Below are 20315 nucleotides of genomic sequence, written 5' to 3' on the forward strand. Positions count from 1 at the left end.
AACCCTTAATTCCTGCTGGAAAATCGTGCCCGCTCGATCACTTGCCCGTGCGCGCAATAATGGCATCTTCCTGTTCCTTCTTCCGGGCGATTTCTTCACGAATCAGCCGTTCAAGATCGTCAGTAAGATTGGCATTATCAAGCTTCTGGTTTGGCTTTCCCGCCCTATAAAACAGGTTTTTGGGGCTACCTCCCGTCAAACCGATATCCGCCACTTTGGCTTCACCGGGGCCGTTAACAATGCAGCCGATGATGGCGACATCCAGGGATTCATTTACGTCTTCGAGGCGTACTTCGAGATCGTTCATGGTCTGAATAACGTCGAAGTTCTGGCGGGAGCAGCTTGGGCATGCAATAAAGTTAATGCCCCGGCTACGCAAGCGAAGACTTTTGAGAATATCGAAACCGACTTTGATTTCCTGGACCGGGTCTGCGGCCAGCGACACCCTGATAGTATCGCCTATGCCATCCATCAACAGCATGCCAAGGCCGATAGATGATTTAACCGTGCCAGACCGGAGCCCACCTGCCTCGGTGATGCCGAGGTGAAGCGGCTGATCGATCTGGGTCGCGATCTTGCGGTAGGCTTCCACCGTCATGAACACTTCCGAGGCTTTCAGGCTCACTTTGAAGTTCTGGAAATCATGCCGGTCAAGAATATCGATATGGCGCATGGCCGACTCAACCAAGGCGTCCGCCGTGGGTTCGCCGTATTTGCGCTGAAGTTCTTTTTCAAGTGACCCGGCATTAACGCCGATACGCATAGGTATGTTGCGATCACGGCAGGCACTGATGACAGCACTCACCCGGTCGTCACGACCAATATTGCCAGGATTGATACGCAAGCAATCCACACCAAGCTCGGCAACCCGCAGCGCTATTTTATGATCAAAATGGATATCTGCAACCAACGGCAGGGACACCCGCTCGCGAATCTTTCCGAAGGCATCGGCAGCCTCCATTGAGGGCACAGATACCCGGACAATGTCGGCACCTGCATCCTGCAGCGCAGTAATCTGACCCACCGTTGCGTCAACATCGCAGGTATTGGTGTTGGTCATGCTCTGGACGGCTATGGGTGCATCGCCACCAACGGGTACGTCCCCAACCATGATTTGGCGGGATTTGCGTCTTTTGATCGGGGATTCGTGTTTCATGTGCTTACGACCGATATAGATAAGTGCAAAAAGATGTTCAGATAGTCAGCGTGAACTCAGAACGGTTGTTCACTACTGGAAAGTCCCTTATGTCTACAGTCTCTCCCTGGAAGCGAATGCTATCGACGGTGCTGACAGCGCCAATAACAACCTTCAAAGGGGCTTTGCCAGACACCTGCAGTGTATCGCCCGCTCGCTGAAGGGAACTCGCCAAACGGTTTCCACTGGCATCACGTACCTGCACCCAGCAATCACCCGTGAACGCAATTTCCAGCATCCCCGACACAGGACCAGTTTCATCGCTGACCGGCACCTGTACCAGAGCAGGTTCTATGGTTTGAGCCACAGCGGGTATCTGGCCCGTCACTTCAGGCTCGACAACCTGCTCAGCCTGACTATCGAAGACCTCCGGTCCTTCCGCATTGGCTTCGTCGAGATAGCCAGAATCCGTCACGCCTTCTCCACTGCCAGCATCATCACCGCTGGGCTCGACAGGCAGGCTGACCTCATCTTCCGGCACCGCGTCATCAGGCTGGGCCATAATATCAGTTGAAGCAGGAAGCTCCGCGTCTGCTTGGCCAGCAGTAAACTTCGGCACAACAAATGTAACGATCAGGGCACCCATTGCCACGATTGCCACAATCAGCAAGAAAAGCTTGGCGATGCGGCGCTTTCTCCGCCTCCGGCGCTCAATATCAATTAACGGGTTGGCTTCCATTTCCCGTGCCTTTTGGATTCGTGCCGGCTCAAGCTCAACATTGAGGTCTGCAATAATGGCGTCAGCGTCCAGGCCCACCTGCTTCGCATAGGCCCGAACATAACCCTTAAGGAACAACTCACTGTCGATTTGCGCATAGTCGCCGTTCTCAATAGCCTGAACAACGCCATTCCTCAAATGCTGGGCGTCGGCAATTTGGGCAATGCTCAGCCCCTGCTTTTCCCGAGCCCGCTTCAGTTGCTGGCCAACGGCTTCTTTCGCTGCATTTTGTTGGGAGTCATCACTAGTCATTTGCAATCAATGCCTTGTATTGTTGGTACTCTACCGACTCCGGGTATTTGTTCTTTAACTGCAAAGCCAGGCTGGCTTCCTGATTACGATCCCCGGAATAACGCGCAATACGAATACCCGTAAAAAGACTCTCGGGCGAATGCTGCAAATTCAGGTTGCGCTGCATGATCAACAAAAGGCGGTCGTAATAGCGCTTGGCCCCGGCCACATCGCCCGATTCAACCATCACCCGGGAGAGCGAAAGCAACGAGCGGGCGTCGCCACGGGTAAGCTCCGACGCGCGACGATAGGAAACGATTGCATCGTCCTGCTCTCCAAGGCGCTCCTGTGTCATGCCCAGGTTGTAAAAAACAGACCCACGATCTTTGTAACTCGTATCTCTGGACGCTGCACTAAACTGATCGCGCGCCTCAGCAAACCGCTGCTTGGAGTACAGAAAGGCGCCATAATACACTCTTGCGCGCGTGTACCCTGAGTCCTTGGAGATTGCTTTTTTGAAGTTCTCTTCGGCCAACTCTGACTCGCCATCAGCATTATAAATCAATCCTAGAGCGGCAAGGGCCTGAGGGCTATTCGGTTCTATTTCGAGAGCACGATCCAGGTGATGTCGCGCACGCTCGATATTACCTTGGCCAATATAGGCTGAAGCAAGCTCAACATAATTATCAACAGCTTTTTGACGATCCGCTTCTCGGGAAAAACGGTTATCGGTTGTGGTGACACATCCGGTGACTAACAGAGCAACCAACAAGGCTGCTACAGAACAACGTCCATTTAGCAATTTTTTAGCCATAGAATGCGTTCCTCGCGGGTTAAGCACTGCAAGCGTCCTTTCAGGAATTCACCTGCTGAACATTGATGTATCGTTGGCTTCTACGGGTACGATCTTCTACCTGCCCGACAAGCTGACCACATGCAGCATCAATATCATCGCCGCGAGTTGTTCTGATGGTTGCGATGTAGCCTGCCTCGTTAAGAACAGCCTGAAAACGCCGGGTAGCGTTCATGCTAGGCCGACGGAAGTCGCTTTCCGGGAACGGGTTAAAGGGAATAAGGTTGATCTTACAGGGAATATCCCGCAGCAACTCCGCCAGTTCGTGAGCATGCTCTGGCTTATCATTCATGCCTTCAATAACCGTGTATTCAATGGTGGCTTTGCGCTTGTCAGGAAGACGGCTGAAATACCTTTTAGTGGCCGCCAGAAGTTCCGCAATCGGGTACTTCTTGTTAAGCGGGACCAGTTTATTTCTCAGTTCATCATTGGGCGCATGCAGGGAAATGGCCAGTGAAACATCGGTAACTTCCGCCAGTTTATCAATGCCCGGAACCACACCAGAAGTACTCAGGGTAACCCGACGCTTGGAGATTCCATAAGCGAGATCCTCCATCATCAGATTCATTGCATCCACCACGTTGTCGAAATTCATCAGGGGCTCCCCCATCCCCATCATGACAACGTTGGTAATTGGCCGATCCGGACCTGGCTCAAACGGCATGAAAGCTTTGCGCGCCACCCACACCTGCCCGATAATCTCGGCAGCCGTCAGGTTTCTGTTAAAACCCCGCTTGCCCGTTGAGCAAAAGGTGCAATCAAGGGTGCAGCCGATTTGCGAAGACACACACAAGGTGCCTCTTTCGCCGTCGGGTATGAGAACAGTTTCTACACTGTTGCCGTTATCCATACGCATGACCCACTTGCGGGTGCCGTCTTTCGACGTTTCGTCGTAGACAACTTCCGGGCCGCGAATCACAGCTATTTCCTTGAGCTTTTCCCGCAGGGATTTGCTCACATTGGTCATTTGATCGAAGTCATCCACACCCCGCTGATGCATCCACTGGAGCATTTGAGTAGCGCGAAAACGCTTCTCCCCCAGGGATTCAAAGAAAGCTTCAAGCTTGGCTTTCGGCATTCCCAGCAAATTGGTCTTTTCAGCAGCAGCTGTCATTCTATAACCTCGATCAGATAATCAATGCGGGGGCCACCAATGGCAGCCCCCGACCAACAAAATCAGCCGCGCGGGCAGATTTCGTTGTCACTGAAGAAGTAAGCGATTTCACGCTCTGCAGAAGCTGCAGAATCGGAACCGTGAACCGCATTCGCATCAATAGATGTAGCGAAGTCAGCGCGGATCGTACCGGCGTCGGCTTCTTTAGGGTTAGTTGCACCCATCAGGTCGCGGTTCTTCAGGATGGCGCCTTCGCCTTCCAGAGCCTGAACCACAACAGGACCAGAAGTCATGAACGCAACCAGATCATTGAAGAAAGGACGCTCTTTGTGCTCAGCGTAAAAGCCTTCAGCCTGCTCCTGGGTAAGGTGCATCATGCGTGACGCTACGATGCTCAGGCCGGCTTTTTCAAAACGGCTGTAGATTTCACCGATCACATTTTTTGCAACTGCATCGGGCTTGATGATGGAAAGCGTGCGCTCATTAGCCATGGTACTTCTCCTATAGGGATTGGGTTATGGAATACGGGTGAATTTCAGGCCTGCGATTATACGCAGTCAGAGGCCCACTGCCTACCGCACTGCGCGCAAGCGGGTAACAACATCAACAATTTGTGCGCTGGCAAAGGCAATTTCCTCTGACGTGGTAAAGCGCCCGATGGAAAACCTTAGTGCGCGATGGGCCAACTCTTCACTCAACCCTATACCGCGAAGCACATAAGAAGGCTCGATGGTGGCAGACGCGCACGCCGATCCGGATGAAACAGCCAGTTGCCTAAGGCCGAGCATCAGAGACTCTGCATCTACGCCTTCAAAAGAAAGATTCATTATTCCCGGCACACGGCACGTCTCTGAGCCATTGAGCGACACCCCCGACAAGCCTTCAAGACCACCAAGAAACTCAGCACGCAAGGCTTCCAGCTTGCGGATCTCATCCACAAGACCCAACTCAGAGATTGCAAATGCTTTGCCCATGCCCACAACCTGGTGCGTTGGCAAGGTTCCCGAACGCATACCCCGCTCATGGCCACCACCATGAATCTGAGCCTCAATGCGAACATCCGGCGAGCGCCTCACATAAAGTGCGCCCACACCTTTGGGGCCGTATACCTTGTGCCCCGAGAGAGACATAAGATCGACAGGCATAGTGGCAACATCAACAGCGATCTTACCAGCAGCTTGGGCCGCGTCGACGTGAAACAGAACACCGCGGGCTCGCAGCTCGGCCCCAATCGTGCTGATATCTGTTACACACCCCAGTTCATTGTTCACAAGCATCAGGCTAACCAGAATGGTTTCTGGCTTAAGCGCATCAAACACTTGCTGTGGCTGAATCACACCGTCACTTCCTGGTTCCAGCCAGGTAACTTCAACACCACGGGCTTCAAGCCACTTACAGGTATCAACAACGGCCTTGTGCTCAATCACAGATGTAATAATGTGCGCTTTGTCGCGGCCCGCTACCGCACCTTTAATTGCAAGGTTGTCCGATTCAGTTGCTCCGGAAGTCCAGACAATTTCGCGAGGGTCAGCATGAATCAGGCTAGCCACCTGACCTCGGGCAGTCTCAACGGCCGCCTCAGCCTGCCAGCCAAAACCGTGGGAACGGGAAGCCGGGTTACCAAAAAAACCATCCGGCGTCAGGTATTTGATCATTTCTTCCGCAACAGCGGGATCAACGGGCGTTGTTGCCGCGTAGTCGAGGTAAACAGGCTTTTTCATAAAATACAGAGGCTTGATTCAGGCGGGCGCCTGATCTATCAGACGCTCGGTATTAATTGTGTCGGAATCGCCTTCGGCTTGACGGCGATTCTGCCGGTCCGCTACCTGGCGGATTTCATGTCGTTGCATCAGATCCCCGAGACTGATCCCGCTAAGAAACTGATGAATCTGATCACTCAAGTCAGACCACAGATGGTGCGTCAGGCATTTTTCACCATTCTGACAGTCGCCCTTATTACCACAACGGGTCGTATCCAGGGACTCACTGACCGCATCAACTACTTCGGCAATGTAAATACTGGCCGCCCCGCGGCTAAGGTGATAGCCACCGCCGGGCCCACGTATACTCACCACCAGTTCCCGGCGGCGAAGACGTGAGAACAGCTGCTCCAGATAGGAAAGCGATATTTCCTGACGGGCTGAAATATCCGCTAGAGTTACCGGCCCCTGCCCCCCGTGGAGAGCAAGATCCAGCATTGCCGTAACGGCGTAGCGGCCTTTAGTAGTCAACTTCATGGCATCAGCCCCATGATGGGAATGAATCTCAGTTTGCGAGACTGAGTATGAATTGACCAAGTAATTCAGTCAAGTATTCAGCCGCGCTCCTCGCTTTCATCACGCACGCAATCAAAGTCACCCTCATCAAGTACCGGAAGCTCTCCGTTCTGGTACTCGCTGTTCACTTTGCGCAGCGCCTTGCACATGATCTCAATGCGATCATCCACTGCATGCATGTGATCCAATAGAGCTCGCATGGAGCGAGCCACCGGGTCCGGCATCTCCTCGGTTACGCCATAGGCATCGAACCCCATGCGCTCTTCCATAACCTTACGGCGAGCATCGTCTTCCGTTTTTTGCTTCACGATAATTCGCCCGGGAATTCCAACAACAGTCGCACCAGCCGGAACTGCCTTGGTGACCACCGAGTTAGACCCAACCTTGGCGCCCTCGCCTACTTCAAAGGGCCCCAGTATCTTGGCTCCTGCACCAACAACCACACCATTGCCAATTGTGGGATGCCGCTTACCCTTATTCCAGCTTGTTCCGCCGAGAGTAACCCCTTGGTACAGAGTTACATCGTCGCCAATAATTGTTGTTTCTCCTATTACCACACCCATGCCATGGTCAATGAAGAAGCGCCGGCCAATGGTTGCGCCGGGATGTATCTCTATACCCGTAAACCATCGAGCCAAGGTCGATATTGTACGAGCCAGCCATTTTAGCCCGGCATTCCACAACCAATGAGAGAACCGGTGAATTAGCAGAGCATGAAGCCCCGGGTAATTAGTGAGCACCTCAAAGGTGTTCCTGGCGGCAGGATCCCGATGAAAAACACTGTTTATATCTTCTCGCAAATGCCTAAACATGGCCATTATCCTGCCCGGTCAGCTCTGTACTGGCCTTGGTTGAATTGGAATTTCCGGATACGCCTGCCGCTTTTTGAACGGCACTCAAAATGCCCCGGAGAATGTTGATTTCCATCTGATCGAGTTTTGCCCGCTGGAACAATCGGCGCAAGCGAGACATCAATTGCCGGGGATTGTCGCGACGATGGAAATCCACATCATGCAACGTCTGCTCAAGATGACCAAAAAAACCTTCCACATCACCCACCTTGGCAGGCGGCACATCCCACCCAGCATCGCCTGGCGCCAACATCGGCTTTAAGTATGGGCTGTCTTTGCCATCTTCAAGATTACGCAAGAAAAGCATACGCAATTCGTAGCACATAATCTGAACCGCCATAGACAGGTTCAACGAGCTGTAATCCGGGTTTGTAGGAATATGAATATGGTAATGACACAGGTGGAGCTCATCGTTGCTCAGTCCATGGTTCTCACGCCCAAACACCAGCGCCACGGGGCCTGACAAGCTTTTCTCTGCAGCAATCTCAGCGGCTTCTGGTGGCGGCAATACTGGCCAGGGAATTTTCCGACCCCTGGCGCTGGTACCCATCACAACAATGCAGTCTTCAAGTGCTTTGTCCAGGGTTGGCACCACCTGGGCTCTGTCGAGTATGTCAGACGCACCGGCCGCTCGAGCGTATGAGGCTTCATCAGGAAAAGAGTTGGGATTAACCAGCCAAAGATTGGCCAACCCCATGTTTTTCATGGCCCGCGCGACGGCCCCGATGTTCCCGGAATGAGAGGTCTCGACCAGGACAATTCGGATTTTATCCTGAAACGCGTCTGGCCCTTCCAGAGGCGGAGATGGCTTATGCATTGGTGACTAGCCCGAGGTTAAAATTTAAGGGCGGCAATGATAGCAGAAACCAGATACCTTCTGCGCTCCGGATATTCCCTGACAAAGCAGCATCCGTGCTTTTCCTGAGTCAAAAAACATACAACGAAGGGGATCTTTTGCTATCATACCCGGCCTTCACACTCCCGGATAACGATCACACAGATGCAACCAGCTATTAAAATGGCCCTGCGCGTCGCGCGTCAAGGGTCGGATTACCTGAAAGCCCACTTCGAGCGCCAGGAGCCTACCGGAAAAGACGACGATGAGCGTCGCTTCCAGTTGGACCGGGTTGAGCAATCCATTTATGACAACTTTGCAGAGCAACTCGAAAAGGCCTACAAAGATCACACCATTGCGCCTCTGAATGAATCAGATGCCGGAACCAGCGAGCGAAGCTGGCATATTTTCCCGGTTTTGGGACGCGAAAACTTCCTTCGTGGCATCCCTGAGTTCGCTCTGGCATTGGCCCAAAAGAAGAACAACCGTACGGAAAACCTTCTTTTGGTTAATCCTGTCACCGGCGAAGAATACTCTGCCAGCCGTGGCCGAGGCGCCGCACTGAACAGCCGCCGAGTTCGGGTATCTGACGTCAAGCATGCTGAAAAAGCTGCGCTTGCAACCAACCTGCTTGACCAGGCGCGCAATAGCGAGAACCCGCTGTTGTGGGGCGAGATGGCCGCAGTATTGGCCCAGAATTCCTCTATGTTCCGCACGTCTGGCTGCGTTGTTCTTGATATAGCGCGGGTTTCGGCCGGCCTTCTTGATGCTGCCGTTATCTTCCGCCCTGATGCAGCAGATCTCGACCTTGGCGTAGCCTTGGCAATGGAGTCCGGTGCTCTTACCGCAGATTTTTCAGGCAACCCCTCAACAGACAAGGCGCGACAACTCGTAGTTGCCAACCCGAAGCTGTTCCGGGAGGTTCTCAAGGTATTGCACCCGTTCCGTGGTCGCCTACCCGCCTGAGCTGAATACGCTTAACCCCTGAACTAAGCCAAACCCAGGTTCAGGGCACAAAAAAACCGCCAACTAATTGTGGCGGTTTTTTTGTGCCCGGGTTATTAACCCGGAACCTGAACTACATACGGTCGAGCCACTCCGGTGGCTGCTCCTCTTCTTCACCCTCTCCCGTGCCCTCTTTTGCAGGCACCATGAGGTCTTCGCGAGAAACACCCATCACCATCAGCAAGTTGGCAGAGACATAGATAGATGAATAGGTACCCACCACCACACCTATAATCAATGCCAAAGCGAATTTGTTAATGGCTTCGCCTCCGAAGAAATACAGGGCCAGAAGAACCACCAACGTGGTGCCAGAGGTGTTTATGGTACGAGCAATAGTCTGATGGATAGACTCATTGATAATGTCCCAGGATTCACCCACCCGCATTTTCCGGAAATTCTCACGGATACGGTCTGCCACAACAATAGTGTCGTTCAGCGAGTAACCGATAATCGCAAGCAGAGCTGCAAGAACTGTGAGGTCAAACGTCCACTGGAACAGCGCGAAGATGCCAAGAACGATAATAACGTCGTGGGCCAAAGGCACCACCGACGCAATACCAAACTTGAACTGGAAGCGCATACCCACATAGATGAGTACCACCGCAAGCGCTATGAGAAGCGCAAGACCGCTGTTCTCCTTGAGTTCGTCGCCCACTTGCGACCCCACAAATTCGGAGCCTATCAGCTTCAGATCGCCACCATTTTGAGTCAAAACGCTGACGATCTCCTGAGCTAACTGATCATTACCGGATTCGTTAAGGCGCACAAGAACGATGGTATCAGCGCCGAAGTTCTGCACGACAAACTGCTCGTAACCAGCTTCGGTAAGCGTTGACCGAACCTCATCCAGTTGCGGTGCCTGCGCATATTCCAGCTCTACCGACGTACCACCGGTAAAATCCATGCCAAAGTTAAGGCCACGGATTCCAAGCAGCACAATAGACGCAACCACCAAGATAATGGAGATTACGGAAGCAAACTTCCGAAACCCCATAAAATCAAATTTTTGCTTCTGATCATCAGACATTGGCGTTTTTTCCTCCGATCGACAGTTTCTCGACCCTGCGGCCGCCATAAACCATATTGACGATACTGCGGCTGACCATCAGCCCTGAGAACATGGACGTCATAATCCCGATACACAGCGTCACTGCGAAACCTTTTACCGGGCCCGAGCCCATTGCGAAGAGGATAACTGCAACTAGCAATGTGGTTATGTTGGCATCGAAAATAGACACAAACGCACGTGAATAGCCGGCGTTAATGGAAAGTTGCGGCGACACCCCTGACCTCAACTCTTCCTTTATGCGCTCAAATATCAATACGTTAGCATCTACTGCCATACCCACTGTCAAAACGATACCGGCAATACCAGGCAGCGTTAGCGTAGCGGAGAGAATGGACATGCAAGCTATCAGAAGCATCAGGTTAATGGTCAGAGCGATATTTGCTACAACCCCAAACCCACGGTAATAGACCAGCATATACAGCAGCACAAGAATGAAACCCAGAGCTACCGACATCATACCCGCGTCAATATTCTTCTGCCCCAAGCTAGGCCCAATGGTACGCTCCTGTACAAAGTACATAGGCGCCGCCAACGCACCTGCGCGCAGAAGCAGCGCAAGCTCGGATGCTTCAGGTATGGAATCCAACCCGGTGATACGGAAACTGCTACCCAGAGCAGACTGAACGGTCGCGAGGCTGATAATTCCTTTCTCTACGATACGCTTGTCGACTTCAACAGGTTCGCCATCCACCATTCTGGTTTCAGTTTCGGTGCGGAATTCGATGAACAACACTGCCATGCGCCGCCCTATGGCATTCCGCGTAGCGCGATTCATTAAATCGCCACCGATAGAATCCATAGTGATGCTTACCTGAGGCTGGCCATTTTCATCAAAAGCCTGCTGGGCGTTTGCCACATTATTGCCAGTAGCAATCGTGTCCCGCTCCAGGCGGGCAGTGCGTTGGCGCTCATTGCGGAAACTGAACTGCTCTGTTTCGCCAGCGGGAGCATCCGGGCGGGCTTCCATGCGGAATTCCAGGTTTGCCGTAGCACCGAGAACCCGTTTGGCCTGAGCAGTATCCTGCACACCTGGGAGCTCAACAATAATCCTGTCAGCGCCCTGTTGCTGAACCAAAGGCTCGGCAACACCCAACTCGTTCACCCGGTTGCGAATGGTAGTCAGGTTTTGCTCAAGGGCATACTTTCGAATTGCGTTTACTTCGCTTTCAGAAAGCGTAAGAACAATCTGGAACTCATCACCAACGGTTTTCTCATCTAACAAAAACTCGTTGTACTGACGCTTGATCAGGTTAAAGGCTTCGGTGCGCGACGCTTCGTCACGGAAGCTCAAAACGATATCACGGGTACCTTTAACATCCCCCCCGCGGTAGCGTATGCGCTCTTCGCGAAGCTCTCGCTTGATCTGCCCTGAAACCGCCTCCAATCTCTGACCAACAGCGGTATCCATATCAACTTCAAGCAAAAAGTGGACGCCGCCACGCAGATCAAGGCCAAGTTTCATCGGCCCTGCACCCAGACTTTTCAGCCAGGCTGGCGTGGACGGTGCCATATTCAACGCGACGAGATAGTCTCTGCCAAGAGCGGCCTGAACGGCAGGGCGAGCACGCAACTGGTCATCGGAACTGGTTAACCGTATAAGGGCATCCCGATCCTCAAGCGTGCTGCTTTTAACCTCAATGCCATCCGATTCCAGTGCTTTTACGGCTCTTTCCAGAACAGCGGAGTTTACTTCGGTGCTACTGCGAGCACCCGTGATCTGTACAGCGTAATCATCGGGAAACAGGTTAGGTAAAGCGTAGATAAACCCGATCACGATCGCGACCAGGATAATCAGGTTTTTCCAAAGCGGGTACTTGTTCAGCATGGGATCCCTTGTAGCCGGCCTAAAAGCCGGCCTTGGTGTTTCAGCCAGGAAGGTTCAGGCCGGCAGGTATCAGGGCCGACCAGAGAGTCCTTGCTCAGATGTCTTTGAGCGTACCTTTAGGCAGTGCGGCGGCTACAGCCACTTTCTGTACCTTTACTTCAACATTGTCGGCAATCTCAACAACGATGAAGTCGTCAGCAACTTTGGTGATCTTTCCGGCAATGCCGCCAGAGGTAATCACTTCATCACCCTTGTTCAAGCCGGACATAAGTGACTTGTGCTCTTTCGCACGCTTGGACTGTGGGCGCCAGATCAGGAAATAGAAAATAAGAATAAAGCCGGCAAAAAAGATAACCTGACCCATAACACCCATGCCACCTGGAGCAGGGGCCGCCTGGGCCATTGCCAATGCTGGCATCATTGCCATAAGGCCGGCCAAAAACAACTTGACTGATTTCATCAAAATTCTCCGTTGATTAAGCAAAAGGATTTACTCATTACCCATGGCAGGCACTGTCTCGCCGCGCAGAGCATAGAAGTCATTTATAAAGCTCGACAATGTACCTGCTTCAATGGCCCCGCGCAATCCGGCCATAAGGTTCTGGTAGTAGCGCAGATTGTGGATTGTATTCAGCTGCGAACCGAGCATTTCTCCACATTTATCCAGATGATGCAGATAGCTTCTCGAAAAATTCTTGCAGGTATAGCAATCACACCGCTCATCCAAAGGACCAGTATCATGGCGATGTCTGGCATTTCGGATTTTTACGATTCCAGTGGATGTGAACAAGTAGCCGTTGCGGGCATTTCTTGTAGGCATGACACAATCAAACATGTCGACGCCACGGCGTACTGCCTCCACCAGATCCTCTGGCCGACCAACACCCATAAGATACCGTGGTTTGTCCGCCGGCATCCTGGTTGGCAAATGGTCGAGTATTCGGATCATGTCCTCTTTGGGCTCTCCAACAGAAAGCCCCCCAATGGCGTAGCCATCGAATCCTATATCTGTAAGGCCTTCAAGGGAACGATCGCGCAGGGATTCATACATCCCGCCCTGAACAATACCGAACAGCGCAGAAGGACTGTCTCCATGGGCGTCCTTGCTGCGCTTTGCCCAGCGTAGCGAAAGCTCCATGGACTCCTTTGCCTGCTTCTCTGTTGCAGGATAAGGCGTACACTCGTCAAAAATCATGACGATATCAGAGCCCAGATCGCGCTGTACCTGAATCGCGATTTCTGGTGACAACTCCACCGGCGATCCATCTACCGGCGAACGAAACGTCACCTTTTCTTCCGTGATCTTTCGCATCTCACCCAGACTGAACACCTGAAAGCCGCCGGAATCTGTAAGAATCGGCCCTTTCCACTGCGTAAAATCATGGAGGTCACCATGAGCCTTGATCACTTCCGTGCCAGGGCGCAACATCAGGTGAAATGTATTACCGAGAATAATTTCTGCGCCGGTTTCGTGGATATCCCGGGGCAACATTCCCTTTACCGTGCCGTAGGTACCTACCGGCATAAACGCTGGCGTTTCGACAGTTCCACGGGGGAATGTCAGCCTGCCACGCCGGGCCAGGCCATCTTCCCCCAGTTTTTCAAAGGTCATAAAACAGGACTGGCTCACGACTTATCTCCGGTATTGAATGTTGATGGGCTAGCCGCAGGCTCATCGTGCGCGCCAAGCAGCATACCCCTGCTCGGCTCCTGCCCGGTAATAAACATGGCATCGCCGTAGCTGAAAAAGCGGTACTTTTCGCTAATCGCTTCATGGTACGCCCGCATTACATGCGCATACCCCGCAAATGCGCTGACGAGCATGATGAGCGTGGATTCTGGCAAATGAAAGTTAGTCACCAGTGCGTCTACGGTCTGGAACCGATAGCCGGGGTAGATAAATATATCGGTTTCGCCCTGAAAGGGTTCAAGGCGACCGCTCCGACTGGCAGACTCCAGCGATCGCACAGACGTTGTACCAACAGCAATTACTCGCCCACCCCGGGCTCGGGTTCGCTTGACCGCATCCACCGCATCTTGAGACACATGCACTATTTCACTGTGCATAATATGTTCATCTACATTCTCTACCCGCACAGGCTGAAAAGTACCCGCCCCCACATGAAGGGTAACAAACGTACTTTCAATACCCCGGACCTTCAAAACATCCAAAATTTCCGAATCAAAGTGCAAGCCTGCTGTCGGCGCAGCAACCGCACCGGATTCTTTCGCGTAAACGGTTTGATACCGCTCGCGATCGGTTGATTCATCAGGACGATCAACATACGGCGGCAGCGGCATGTGCCCAATCCGCTCCAGCAGATCCAGCACCGGCTCACTTGCCTCACTTTCAAGATGGAACAAGGCATCGTTTCGCCCCGTCATACGCAGCGCGCTGCCATCTTCAAGGATTACCCTCTGCCCTTCCTTTAATGCTTTCGAGGCACGAACATGCGCAACAAGACTATGTTCTCCGGTAACTCGCTCAACCAATACTTCAACCTGGCCACCGGTTTCTTTTTTGCCGAACAGCCGGGCCGGTATAACACGTGTGTTATTAAAAACGAGCAGGTCGCCTGATTGGAGTAAATCCGGTAGATCGGTAAAAGCCCGGTGTGCGGTGTCGCCGGTACTGCCATCAAGACATAGCATACGGGAAGCACTGCGTTCCCTGAGGGGGTACCGGGCGATGAGCTCATCCGGGAGATCAAAATGAAAATCGGAGACGTTCATGGACCAGACTATTCAAGGCGCCGCATTACTGCGACTTGATTGGGGTAGCTGCAGATGCCAGTTCCGGATCGCTGCTGGTTAATTTCCGTAAGTGACTGATTTAGCAGGATTCACCCACTTACGGAGGCGGCATAGTATCGCACGCCCACCAGCCTGGTTACAACCGCGCAGCGCTAGTAACCCACGCTGCAGCACAGTGTAACCGACCAGGGCCTGAACACCCTTATTTGCCCTTCTTTACGTGGGGCAAGGTTTTTTCAAGCGCTTTAACAATAACCGCTCCAAAGTCTTTGGCAGCAGAATCTATGGATGTTGGATCAACGGTGCTGGAATAAAGTTGCCAAACGGGCTTGGCGGAGTCGGTATCAAACAACGTCGATTTCAACGCGTAGGTCGTTGTTTCTTCGTAATCAGCTGGCGCTACCGTTGTCTGCATGTAAGTAGATGCAGCGAGAGGCCCAAAGGATGTAACGATTGGCTGGTAGTTCACTTGCTCCGGCACATACCGTGATTCGCGCTGCTTGCTCACAAGCGAAACCACCAGAACACCATCGTAATTTCCGGCTCTGGCATCTTCTGCAACGAGGTTCTGCAGCCTGGTAGGATCGCCCCAGGGGATGTCAGAATTCGACATTGCAAATCGACTGGCCTTGAAGTCACTCTTGTTCAATTCAGCTACAAGCTCGGCTTCAATCGCTGAGCGGTTGTGCTCTTTTTCCGTTACCGCAAACACCATTACGCGCTTATAGTCTTTATCAACCTCTGAAACCGCATCAATTCGCTCAACCTTCGTACCGGAGCTAGCGCACCCGGCCAAAAGTGCAACAATAAAAAACCAGACATATTTCATCATCGCCGTAGATCCTTTCATACTCTCCCTCTTGATCCTCTGGGCCCCATGATCGGACCTTTTCTTATTTTTCAGCTCGATACTTCGATTCGGTTCGCAAGCATTATAGTTCAGCAGCTCCCGGGCAACCTATCAATCGCCCGCAAAAATTCTCAAATTAGTGAACTGCGTACGCATGCTCCCCCGCCTTTCCCGAAAACCTGAAAAACAAGCAGGCACAAAAAAACCAGCCTTGAAGCTGGTTCTTTGTTTCTCTTCGGTGTTAAAAACCTTCGCAAGTTTTTTGGTAGCGGCGGGCGGACTCGAACCGCCACACTATTTCTAGCAACGGATTTTGAATCCGTCGTGTCTACCAATTCCACCACGCCGCCAACGAAGAGAGGGGGAATTATACTGAGCCTGCCCGTGAAATCAATACACAGAGACAGGAGTTTTCCCGCTGGCCCGAATATTTATAAACGATCGAACAGCGATAGCTGCGAAACCCTGGCAAACGACTGCTGTGCGGCCTGCAGTACAAAACTCTGGAAACTCAAGTTACTGATTGCTTCTGCATAATCAACATCCTGCAGCTGCGAGCGGATTTCATTGGTATACACCGAAGAATCTGCCAAAAAGCTTTTAGTGGATTCAACCGCGTTCATGCGCCCGCCGAGCTCTGTTTGCTTGAGGATAAAACTCTCCTGAGCGTTATCGAGATTCACCAGAGATTGCGCGATCAAGTCGTCATATTCAGCCAGGCCTTCCGGAGTGCCTTTATTGATTGAGTCCAGGCCGGCAATCAGGTTCTCGATGGTGCCGAAGACAGATTGCTTCTCACCCACCTTCAACGTGAACGTATCCGTCGTGGCTACGGTCACGCCGGTAATGCTTGCCTCGATCCCGGCAACAACAAACACACCTCCATCCTCGTAATCCGGCGGGGTAACAGTCAACGTCCGCGGTGGAGTGCTGTTATTATCAGTGGCCAACACCTGGGGGGTAGGCCCGCTGTAATCTACCTCAAGCGTTATGTCGTTGGGGAAGCCGCCCGGAAACGCACCAGCCAAATCAGCCTCGTTAACCACCTTAACGCCTGAAATAGACTCTCCGACAGGGGTTGTACCATCAAACTGCCCTGTCACCGCTGCAGGCACATTCACAAAAATGCCCTTGCCATTATCACTGATCGGCACGGTTACGCCGTCATCAATCTCCAGAACGCGCTGGCCTTCATCGCCATTATATTCGTACTTGCCTTGGTCATTTACCTGAAAGGCCTGCACCGACCCCTGGAACCCGCTAAAAATGTACTCACCTGACGCATCCCGGGTGTTCCCGATATTCGCCAGTTGCCCTAACCGCTCTTTCATTTCAGAAGAGATCGACTTGCGGTCGTTCGGTGACAAAGCCCCGTTGCCCGCCTGCACAGTTAACTCGCGGATGCGCTGAATAACGTCCACCGCGCTGGTTAGCGCACTTTCTTCCTGCTTGAGCCGGTTATCCGCTAAATCCACATTGCGCTCGTAGGTCTTGACCCGTGAAAGCTCCTGATCCAGCTTGAGAATACGGGCCGCAGCCACCGGATCGTCCGACGGCTTATTCACCCGCTTACCCGTGGATATCTGTTGTTGCGTGTTGTTCAGGTTACTGTTCAACTCCTGCAACCGGTTAATACCGCTTGAGAACACCTGTTGTGATGAAATTCTGATCATGTCACATCACCTCGTCTGCTACCGGAACGTCTGCAACAGCGTATTGAATAGATCCTGGGCCACTGAAATCACCTGTGCCGAGGCGTTATAAGCGGCCTGGTACTGAATCAGCCTGCCGGCTTCCTCATCAAGGTTTACCCCTGAAACAGACTCCCGCTGGGCCGTGGATTGCTCCAGCAGTGTTTTTCCTGCAGAAAGATCAAACTGGCTCTGGCGTGTTTTTACACCAATATCTTCAACCAAACCGGCGTAGCCTTCAGTGAAGCTCTGGCTTTTGCCGTTCAGTGTATTAGCGGTGCCCAATGCAGCCAGTAGCTCAGCGTTGCGGTTGTCTGACACGCCGTTGCTGTTGTAGTTAATCTCGAAGGTATCACCTACCGCTGGCTGCCCTGTCAGCTTGAACTGAAAGCCCTGATAATCCGCTCCCGCAGCAGGGTCGCTGCTAAAGACCAGATTGATATTGCCGCCAGTGTATTCCCTTGGAGAGCCGATAGTAGGTGCACTCGAAGGATCACCAGGCACAGCCTCCGGACCCTTTACAACGTACCTTATGCCCGTAGAGCCACCCGCCTCAAACATGATCGTTAAAGGCCCATTCGCCAACTCACCGGCAGTCTGAAAACCCGGCAACAACGAACCCGTAAATGGGCTGCGCACGTCCAGCATGGTGCCCTGGTCAATCTTGCCGGTGCCTACGTTCTGCTCACCGGTAGTGGCCCTTATCGGGCTGGCAAATGCCAGGTCTTCTTCCCGGTTTACTTGCAAGCCCATGGACTGCGCAGCGTTTCGGCTGGGCTGAATCAGGTACTTGTCACCCGCATTGAACGTGCCGCCCTCAATACGAATATTAAATCCGGGCATGGAAATTTCAGACTGCACAGGGTTCGGCAGTCGGCCCTGATTAACAACCTTCCCGGTGGCTTTGTCGATAAGTTCAAAGCTACTGCCATCGCCACTGAACTGAAGTGTCCAGCTACCCGCCGGCAGTTTTGTGCTGTCGGTAATCTCAACTGCCAATCGTCCATCTTTCGGCAACTGATTGTTGGCGTTGGCCACTACACGGCTTCGCTGCACAGCCAGGTCATTTATGTCGTTAAAAAACAGCCCGCCAAGATCACCCTCAAGATCCATCCCGATTTCGTGCTGATGGTTCACGCTGGCAGCAAGCCCGATAGCAATCCGCCCCAATTCATCAAATGCGGGTTTCAGTGCCTCATTATCAAAACGCCGCAAACCACCAAGTTTTCCACCGGTAATCTGTTCGTCAATATTGAGAGTGCGGCCACCGGTACTGAGCGTAAATTCCAGGCGGGTAAGATCTTCGGCATTATTCCGGGTACCAAGCTGAGCAGCATTGTTTCCAACAACAAGAGACAGACCGTTGGATAGAGAAACGTTTACCTGGCTACCTTCTGTTTCTGTTACCCGTATGTTCACCAGTTCAGAGAGTTGGCGCAGTTTTTCGTCACGCTGGTCCAATAACTCGTTGGGCATTCTGCCCTGGGCCAGCCCCGGAGATTCAGAAATAGCCAGGTTCAGATCGGCAATACTGTTAAGCAGGGTATTGGCATCCTTGGCACCCTGTTGCATCTGAGTCTTCACCGATTCCCGCTGCTGAATGAACTCCTGGCTCAGGGCTTGAAACCGATTAACCACCTGCTGCGCCTCGCTCAGAACCAGTTGGCGCTGCGGCAACGAGGCAGGATCTTCTGCAGCATTCTGCAGGCTTGCAAAGAAGTTGTTCAGGGCATTGTTCAGCCCCGTGGTCTCACCGCCCAGCAAGTTATCAAGCCGGCTCAGTTCGGAATTCAGAGTTTGCTGTTCGCCGGCCAGAGTACTGTCTTCACGAACCTGCTGCACAAGGAACTCATTCGCCAGCCTGCGAATGTCTACAATGCTAACGCCCTTACCGATTGTACCGGCACCGGTGCGTTGTCCCTGCTGGGTTTCAAACACCACTTCCTGCCGACTGTAGCCAGGCGTATTTGCGTTGGTAATGTTATTGCCCGTGGTATTCAGAGCACTCTGGTGGCCAAGGATACCGGACAGGCCAATCCCAATCAGTCCCGCCATAATTTACTCCCCGGCTCCATTGCCCATTGAAAGTGTCATCAGAGAATCACGGTTCATTATCCGGTTGATCTTGTCCCCATACTGCGGATCAGTAGCGTAGCCGGCTTCCTGCAGCTTTCTGGCAAACACGTCTGGCTGATCGGCGCTGGCCAATACATCACGGTAACGGGGGTTCGATTCCAGGAAGGCCACATAGTCACGGAAGCTGGATTCGTAATCCGGATACGCGCGGAAATCAGCACGCTCTTTCATCGGCACACCCTCACGGAACTCAGTGGTGGTTATAGTCACCGCATCACCCTGCCAACGTTTGTCTGCCTTGATACCAAAGAGGTTAAAACTGGGCTGGTTTCCGTCGCCACGAATCATGTGCCGACCCCAACCGGTTTCCAGAGCCGCTTGAGCAACCATCAGTTTGGGGCTAATTCCGGTATCCGCAGCAATCGTTTCCGCCACTGGCAGCAATGTACTTACAAAGTGCTCAGGCGAGTCAAACTGTTCAGGCAACATAGCTGTTGGGGCGACCGGGTTTGCATTTGATTTCTGCGCAACCTCTGCCACTTCATCCACTCTTTCTGGCAAACGATGTGAAATGACCGGCAGGCTGCGTTCATAGTCCGTCAGCACCTTCTTTTGAGCAGCCAAGGGGCTACCCTGTTTATCCATTCCAGGAATGCTTTTGCTCAGCTGTCGCACAAGAGCATCTGCAAGCCCGGTGCCCTGCCCGCCAGCCATGGTGAGGCTGAGCTGGCTGTCGAACATGTCACGATACATCTCAGATTGATTGCTATTGAGGTAGTTGCCCTCAGCAAACACATCTCCCGCTTTGCGCATGGACTTCAGCATTTCAGACAGAAAAAGACTCTCAAACTGGCGCGCCACTTCCTCCAGCGCCGCCTGTTTGTCATCCCCGGCGCTGTGCTTCAGTGCATTCAGACCACTAAAATCTGTGTATACCCTGGCTTGTTGAAGCTGATAGTCCTGCATCACATC

General features: G+C 52.6%; 19 protein-coding genes and 1 tRNA gene. 1 reads left to right on the forward strand and 19 read right to left on the reverse strand.

The window, feature by feature from the left end:
* Nucleotides 1-37: 37 nt before the first annotated feature.
* The 9 genes from ispG to trmJ form a co-directional block, all read right to left on the reverse strand.
* Nucleotides 38-1156 (reverse strand): flavodoxin-dependent (E)-4-hydroxy-3-methylbut-2-enyl-diphosphate synthase, encoded by a 1119-nt coding sequence (gene ispG / locus FE848_RS16680; RefSeq protein ID WP_200204982.1) that lies wholly within the window; start codon nt 1154-1156, stop codon nt 38-40.
* 37 nt (nt 1157-1193) lie between these two features.
* A complete protein-coding gene (locus FE848_RS16685) occupies nt 1194-2165 on the reverse strand; it encodes a RodZ domain-containing protein (protein WP_200204983.1) in 972 nt (323 codons plus the stop codon).
* Entirely contained in the window at nt 2158-2958 is an 801-nt protein-coding gene (pilW, locus tag FE848_RS16690; protein ID WP_200204984.1) for a type IV pilus biogenesis/stability protein PilW, read from the reverse strand. Before pilW ends, FE848_RS16685 begins: the two co-directional genes overlap by 8 nt.
* A gap of 40 nt (nt 2959-2998) precedes the next feature.
* Entirely contained in the window at nt 2999-4111 is a 1113-nt protein-coding gene (gene rlmN, locus FE848_RS16695; protein WP_200204985.1) for a 23S rRNA (adenine(2503)-C(2))-methyltransferase RlmN, read from the reverse strand.
* 62 nt (nt 4112-4173) lie between these two features.
* The gene (gene ndk, locus FE848_RS16700) at nt 4174-4602 is read right to left on the reverse strand and encodes a nucleoside-diphosphate kinase (RefSeq protein ID WP_200204986.1); all 429 of its coding nucleotides are present in this window, start codon (nt 4600-4602) and stop codon (nt 4174-4176) included.
* An 81-nt stretch (nt 4603-4683) separates the two neighbouring features.
* Nucleotides 4684-5832, reverse strand: coding sequence for an IscS subfamily cysteine desulfurase (locus tag FE848_RS16705; protein ID WP_200204987.1), 1149 nt, complete (start codon nt 5830-5832; stop codon nt 4684-4686).
* An 18-nt stretch (nt 5833-5850) separates the two neighbouring features.
* Entirely contained in the window at nt 5851-6348 is a 498-nt protein-coding gene (locus FE848_RS16710; protein WP_200204988.1) for an Rrf2 family transcriptional regulator, read from the reverse strand.
* A 77-nt stretch (nt 6349-6425) separates the two neighbouring features.
* Nucleotides 6426-7199: a serine O-acetyltransferase gene (gene cysE, locus FE848_RS16715; protein ID WP_200204989.1), complete on the reverse strand. Its 774-nt coding sequence runs from the start codon at nt 7197-7199 to the stop codon at nt 6426-6428.
* Nucleotides 7192-8055 carry a tRNA (cytosine(32)/uridine(32)-2'-O)-methyltransferase TrmJ gene (gene trmJ, locus FE848_RS16720; RefSeq protein ID WP_200204990.1) on the reverse strand — a complete coding sequence of 288 codons (864 nt, stop codon included), beginning with the start codon at nt 8053-8055 and terminating at the stop codon, nt 7192-7194. The genes cysE and trmJ overlap by 8 nt, the downstream gene beginning before the upstream one ends.
* A gap of 183 nt (nt 8056-8238) precedes the next feature.
* On the opposite strand from trmJ, the gene FE848_RS16725 reads away from it, so the two are divergent.
* The gene (locus FE848_RS16725) at nt 8239-9039 is read left to right on the forward strand and encodes an inositol monophosphatase family protein (protein WP_200204991.1); all 801 of its coding nucleotides are present in this window, start codon (nt 8239-8241) and stop codon (nt 9037-9039) included.
* Nucleotides 9040-9151: 112 nt separating this feature from the next.
* Here FE848_RS16725 and secF read toward each other — a convergent pair whose 3' ends face one another.
* The 10 genes from secF to flgJ form a co-directional block, all read right to left on the reverse strand.
* The gene (gene secF, locus FE848_RS16730; RefSeq protein WP_200204992.1) at nt 9152-10105 is read right to left on the reverse strand and encodes a protein translocase subunit SecF; all 954 of its coding nucleotides are present in this window, start codon (nt 10103-10105) and stop codon (nt 9152-9154) included.
* Nucleotides 10098-11972, reverse strand: coding sequence for a protein translocase subunit SecD (secD, locus tag FE848_RS16735; protein ID WP_200204993.1), 1875 nt, complete (start codon nt 11970-11972; stop codon nt 10098-10100). Before secD ends, secF begins: the two co-directional genes overlap by 8 nt.
* Nucleotides 11973-12066: 94 nt before the next feature.
* Nucleotides 12067-12399: a preprotein translocase subunit YajC gene (yajC, locus tag FE848_RS16740; RefSeq protein ID WP_200205026.1), complete on the reverse strand. Its 333-nt coding sequence runs from the start codon at nt 12397-12399 to the stop codon at nt 12067-12069.
* Between the two features lie 63 nt (nt 12400-12462).
* The gene (gene tgt, locus FE848_RS16745) at nt 12463-13584 is read right to left on the reverse strand and encodes a tRNA guanosine(34) transglycosylase Tgt (protein WP_200205027.1); all 1122 of its coding nucleotides are present in this window, start codon (nt 13582-13584) and stop codon (nt 12463-12465) included.
* A gap of 14 nt (nt 13585-13598) precedes the next feature.
* On the reverse strand, nt 13599-14705 hold the full coding sequence (queA, locus tag FE848_RS16750) for a tRNA preQ1(34) S-adenosylmethionine ribosyltransferase-isomerase QueA (protein WP_200204994.1): 1107 nt from the start codon (nt 14703-14705) through the stop codon (nt 13599-13601).
* Between the two features lie 223 nt (nt 14706-14928).
* The gene (locus FE848_RS16755) at nt 14929-15576 is read right to left on the reverse strand and encodes a hypothetical protein (RefSeq protein ID WP_200204995.1); all 648 of its coding nucleotides are present in this window, start codon (nt 15574-15576) and stop codon (nt 14929-14931) included.
* Nucleotides 15577-15839: 263 nt separating this feature from the next.
* Nucleotides 15840-15926, reverse strand: a tRNA-Leu gene (locus FE848_RS16760).
* Between the two features lie 81 nt (nt 15927-16007).
* Nucleotides 16008-17249: a flagellar hook-associated protein FlgL gene (gene flgL, locus FE848_RS16765; protein WP_200204996.1), complete on the reverse strand. Its 1242-nt coding sequence runs from the start codon at nt 17247-17249 to the stop codon at nt 16008-16010.
* 18 nt (nt 17250-17267) lie between these two features.
* Entirely contained in the window at nt 17268-19322 is a 2055-nt protein-coding gene (gene flgK, locus FE848_RS16770; protein WP_200204997.1) for a flagellar hook-associated protein FlgK, read from the reverse strand.
* A gap of 3 nt (nt 19323-19325) precedes the next feature.
* Entirely contained in the window at nt 19326-20309 is a 984-nt protein-coding gene (gene flgJ, locus FE848_RS16775; protein WP_200204998.1) for a flagellar assembly peptidoglycan hydrolase FlgJ, read from the reverse strand.
* Nucleotides 20310-20315 lie beyond the last annotated feature (6 nt).

The organism is Marinobacter sp. 1-3A, assembly GCF_016597775.1.
Taxonomy (GTDB): Bacteria; Pseudomonadota; Gammaproteobacteria; order Pseudomonadales; family Oleiphilaceae; genus Marinobacter; species Marinobacter xiaoshiensis.

Coding starts and splice junctions, on each gene's coding strand:
- ispG (WP_200204982.1), bottom strand. CDS start 1,156: ATGAAACACGAATCCCCGATCAAAAGACGCAAATCCCGCCAAATCATG.
- FE848_RS16685 (WP_200204983.1), bottom strand. CDS start 2,165: ATGACTAGTGATGACTCCCAACAAAATGCAGCGAAAGAAGCCGTTGGC.
- pilW (WP_200204984.1), bottom strand. CDS start 2,958: ATGGCTAAAAAATTGCTAAATGGACGTTGTTCTGTAGCAGCCTTGTTG.
- rlmN (WP_200204985.1), bottom strand. CDS start 4,111: ATGACAGCTGCTGCTGAAAAGACCAATTTGCTGGGAATGCCGAAAGCC.
- ndk (WP_200204986.1), bottom strand. CDS start 4,602: ATGGCTAATGAGCGCACGCTTTCCATCATCAAGCCCGATGCAGTTGCA.
- FE848_RS16705 (WP_200204987.1), bottom strand. CDS start 5,832: ATGAAAAAGCCTGTTTACCTCGACTACGCGGCAACAACGCCCGTTGAT.
- FE848_RS16710 (WP_200204988.1), bottom strand. CDS start 6,348: ATGAAGTTGACTACTAAAGGCCGCTACGCCGTTACGGCAATGCTGGAT.
- cysE (WP_200204989.1), bottom strand. CDS start 7,199: ATGTTTAGGCATTTGCGAGAAGATATAAACAGTGTTTTTCATCGGGAT.
- trmJ (WP_200204990.1), bottom strand. CDS start 8,055: ATGCATAAGCCATCTCCGCCTCTGGAAGGGCCAGACGCGTTTCAGGAT.
- FE848_RS16725 (WP_200204991.1), top strand. CDS start 8,239: ATGCAACCAGCTATTAAAATGGCCCTGCGCGTCGCGCGTCAAGGGTCG.
- secF (WP_200204992.1), bottom strand. CDS start 10,105: ATGTCTGATGATCAGAAGCAAAAATTTGATTTTATGGGGTTTCGGAAG.
- secD (WP_200204993.1), bottom strand. CDS start 11,972: ATGCTGAACAAGTACCCGCTTTGGAAAAACCTGATTATCCTGGTCGCG.
- yajC (WP_200205026.1), bottom strand. CDS start 12,399: ATGGCAATGATGCCAGCATTGGCAATGGCCCAGGCGGCCCCTGCTCCA.
- tgt (WP_200205027.1), bottom strand. CDS start 13,584: ATGACCTTTGAAAAACTGGGGGAAGATGGCCTGGCCCGGCGTGGCAGG.
- queA (WP_200204994.1), bottom strand. CDS start 14,705: ATGAACGTCTCCGATTTTCATTTTGATCTCCCGGATGAGCTCATCGCC.
- FE848_RS16755 (WP_200204995.1), bottom strand. CDS start 15,576: ATGAAAGGATCTACGGCGATGATGAAATATGTCTGGTTTTTTATTGTT.
- flgL (WP_200204996.1), bottom strand. CDS start 17,249: ATGATCAGAATTTCATCACAACAGGTGTTCTCAAGCGGTATTAACCGG.
- flgK (WP_200204997.1), bottom strand. CDS start 19,322: ATGGCGGGACTGATTGGGATTGGCCTGTCCGGTATCCTTGGCCACCAG.
- flgJ (WP_200204998.1), bottom strand. CDS start 20,309: ATGCAGGACTATCAGCTTCAACAAGCCAGGGTATACACAGATTTTAGT.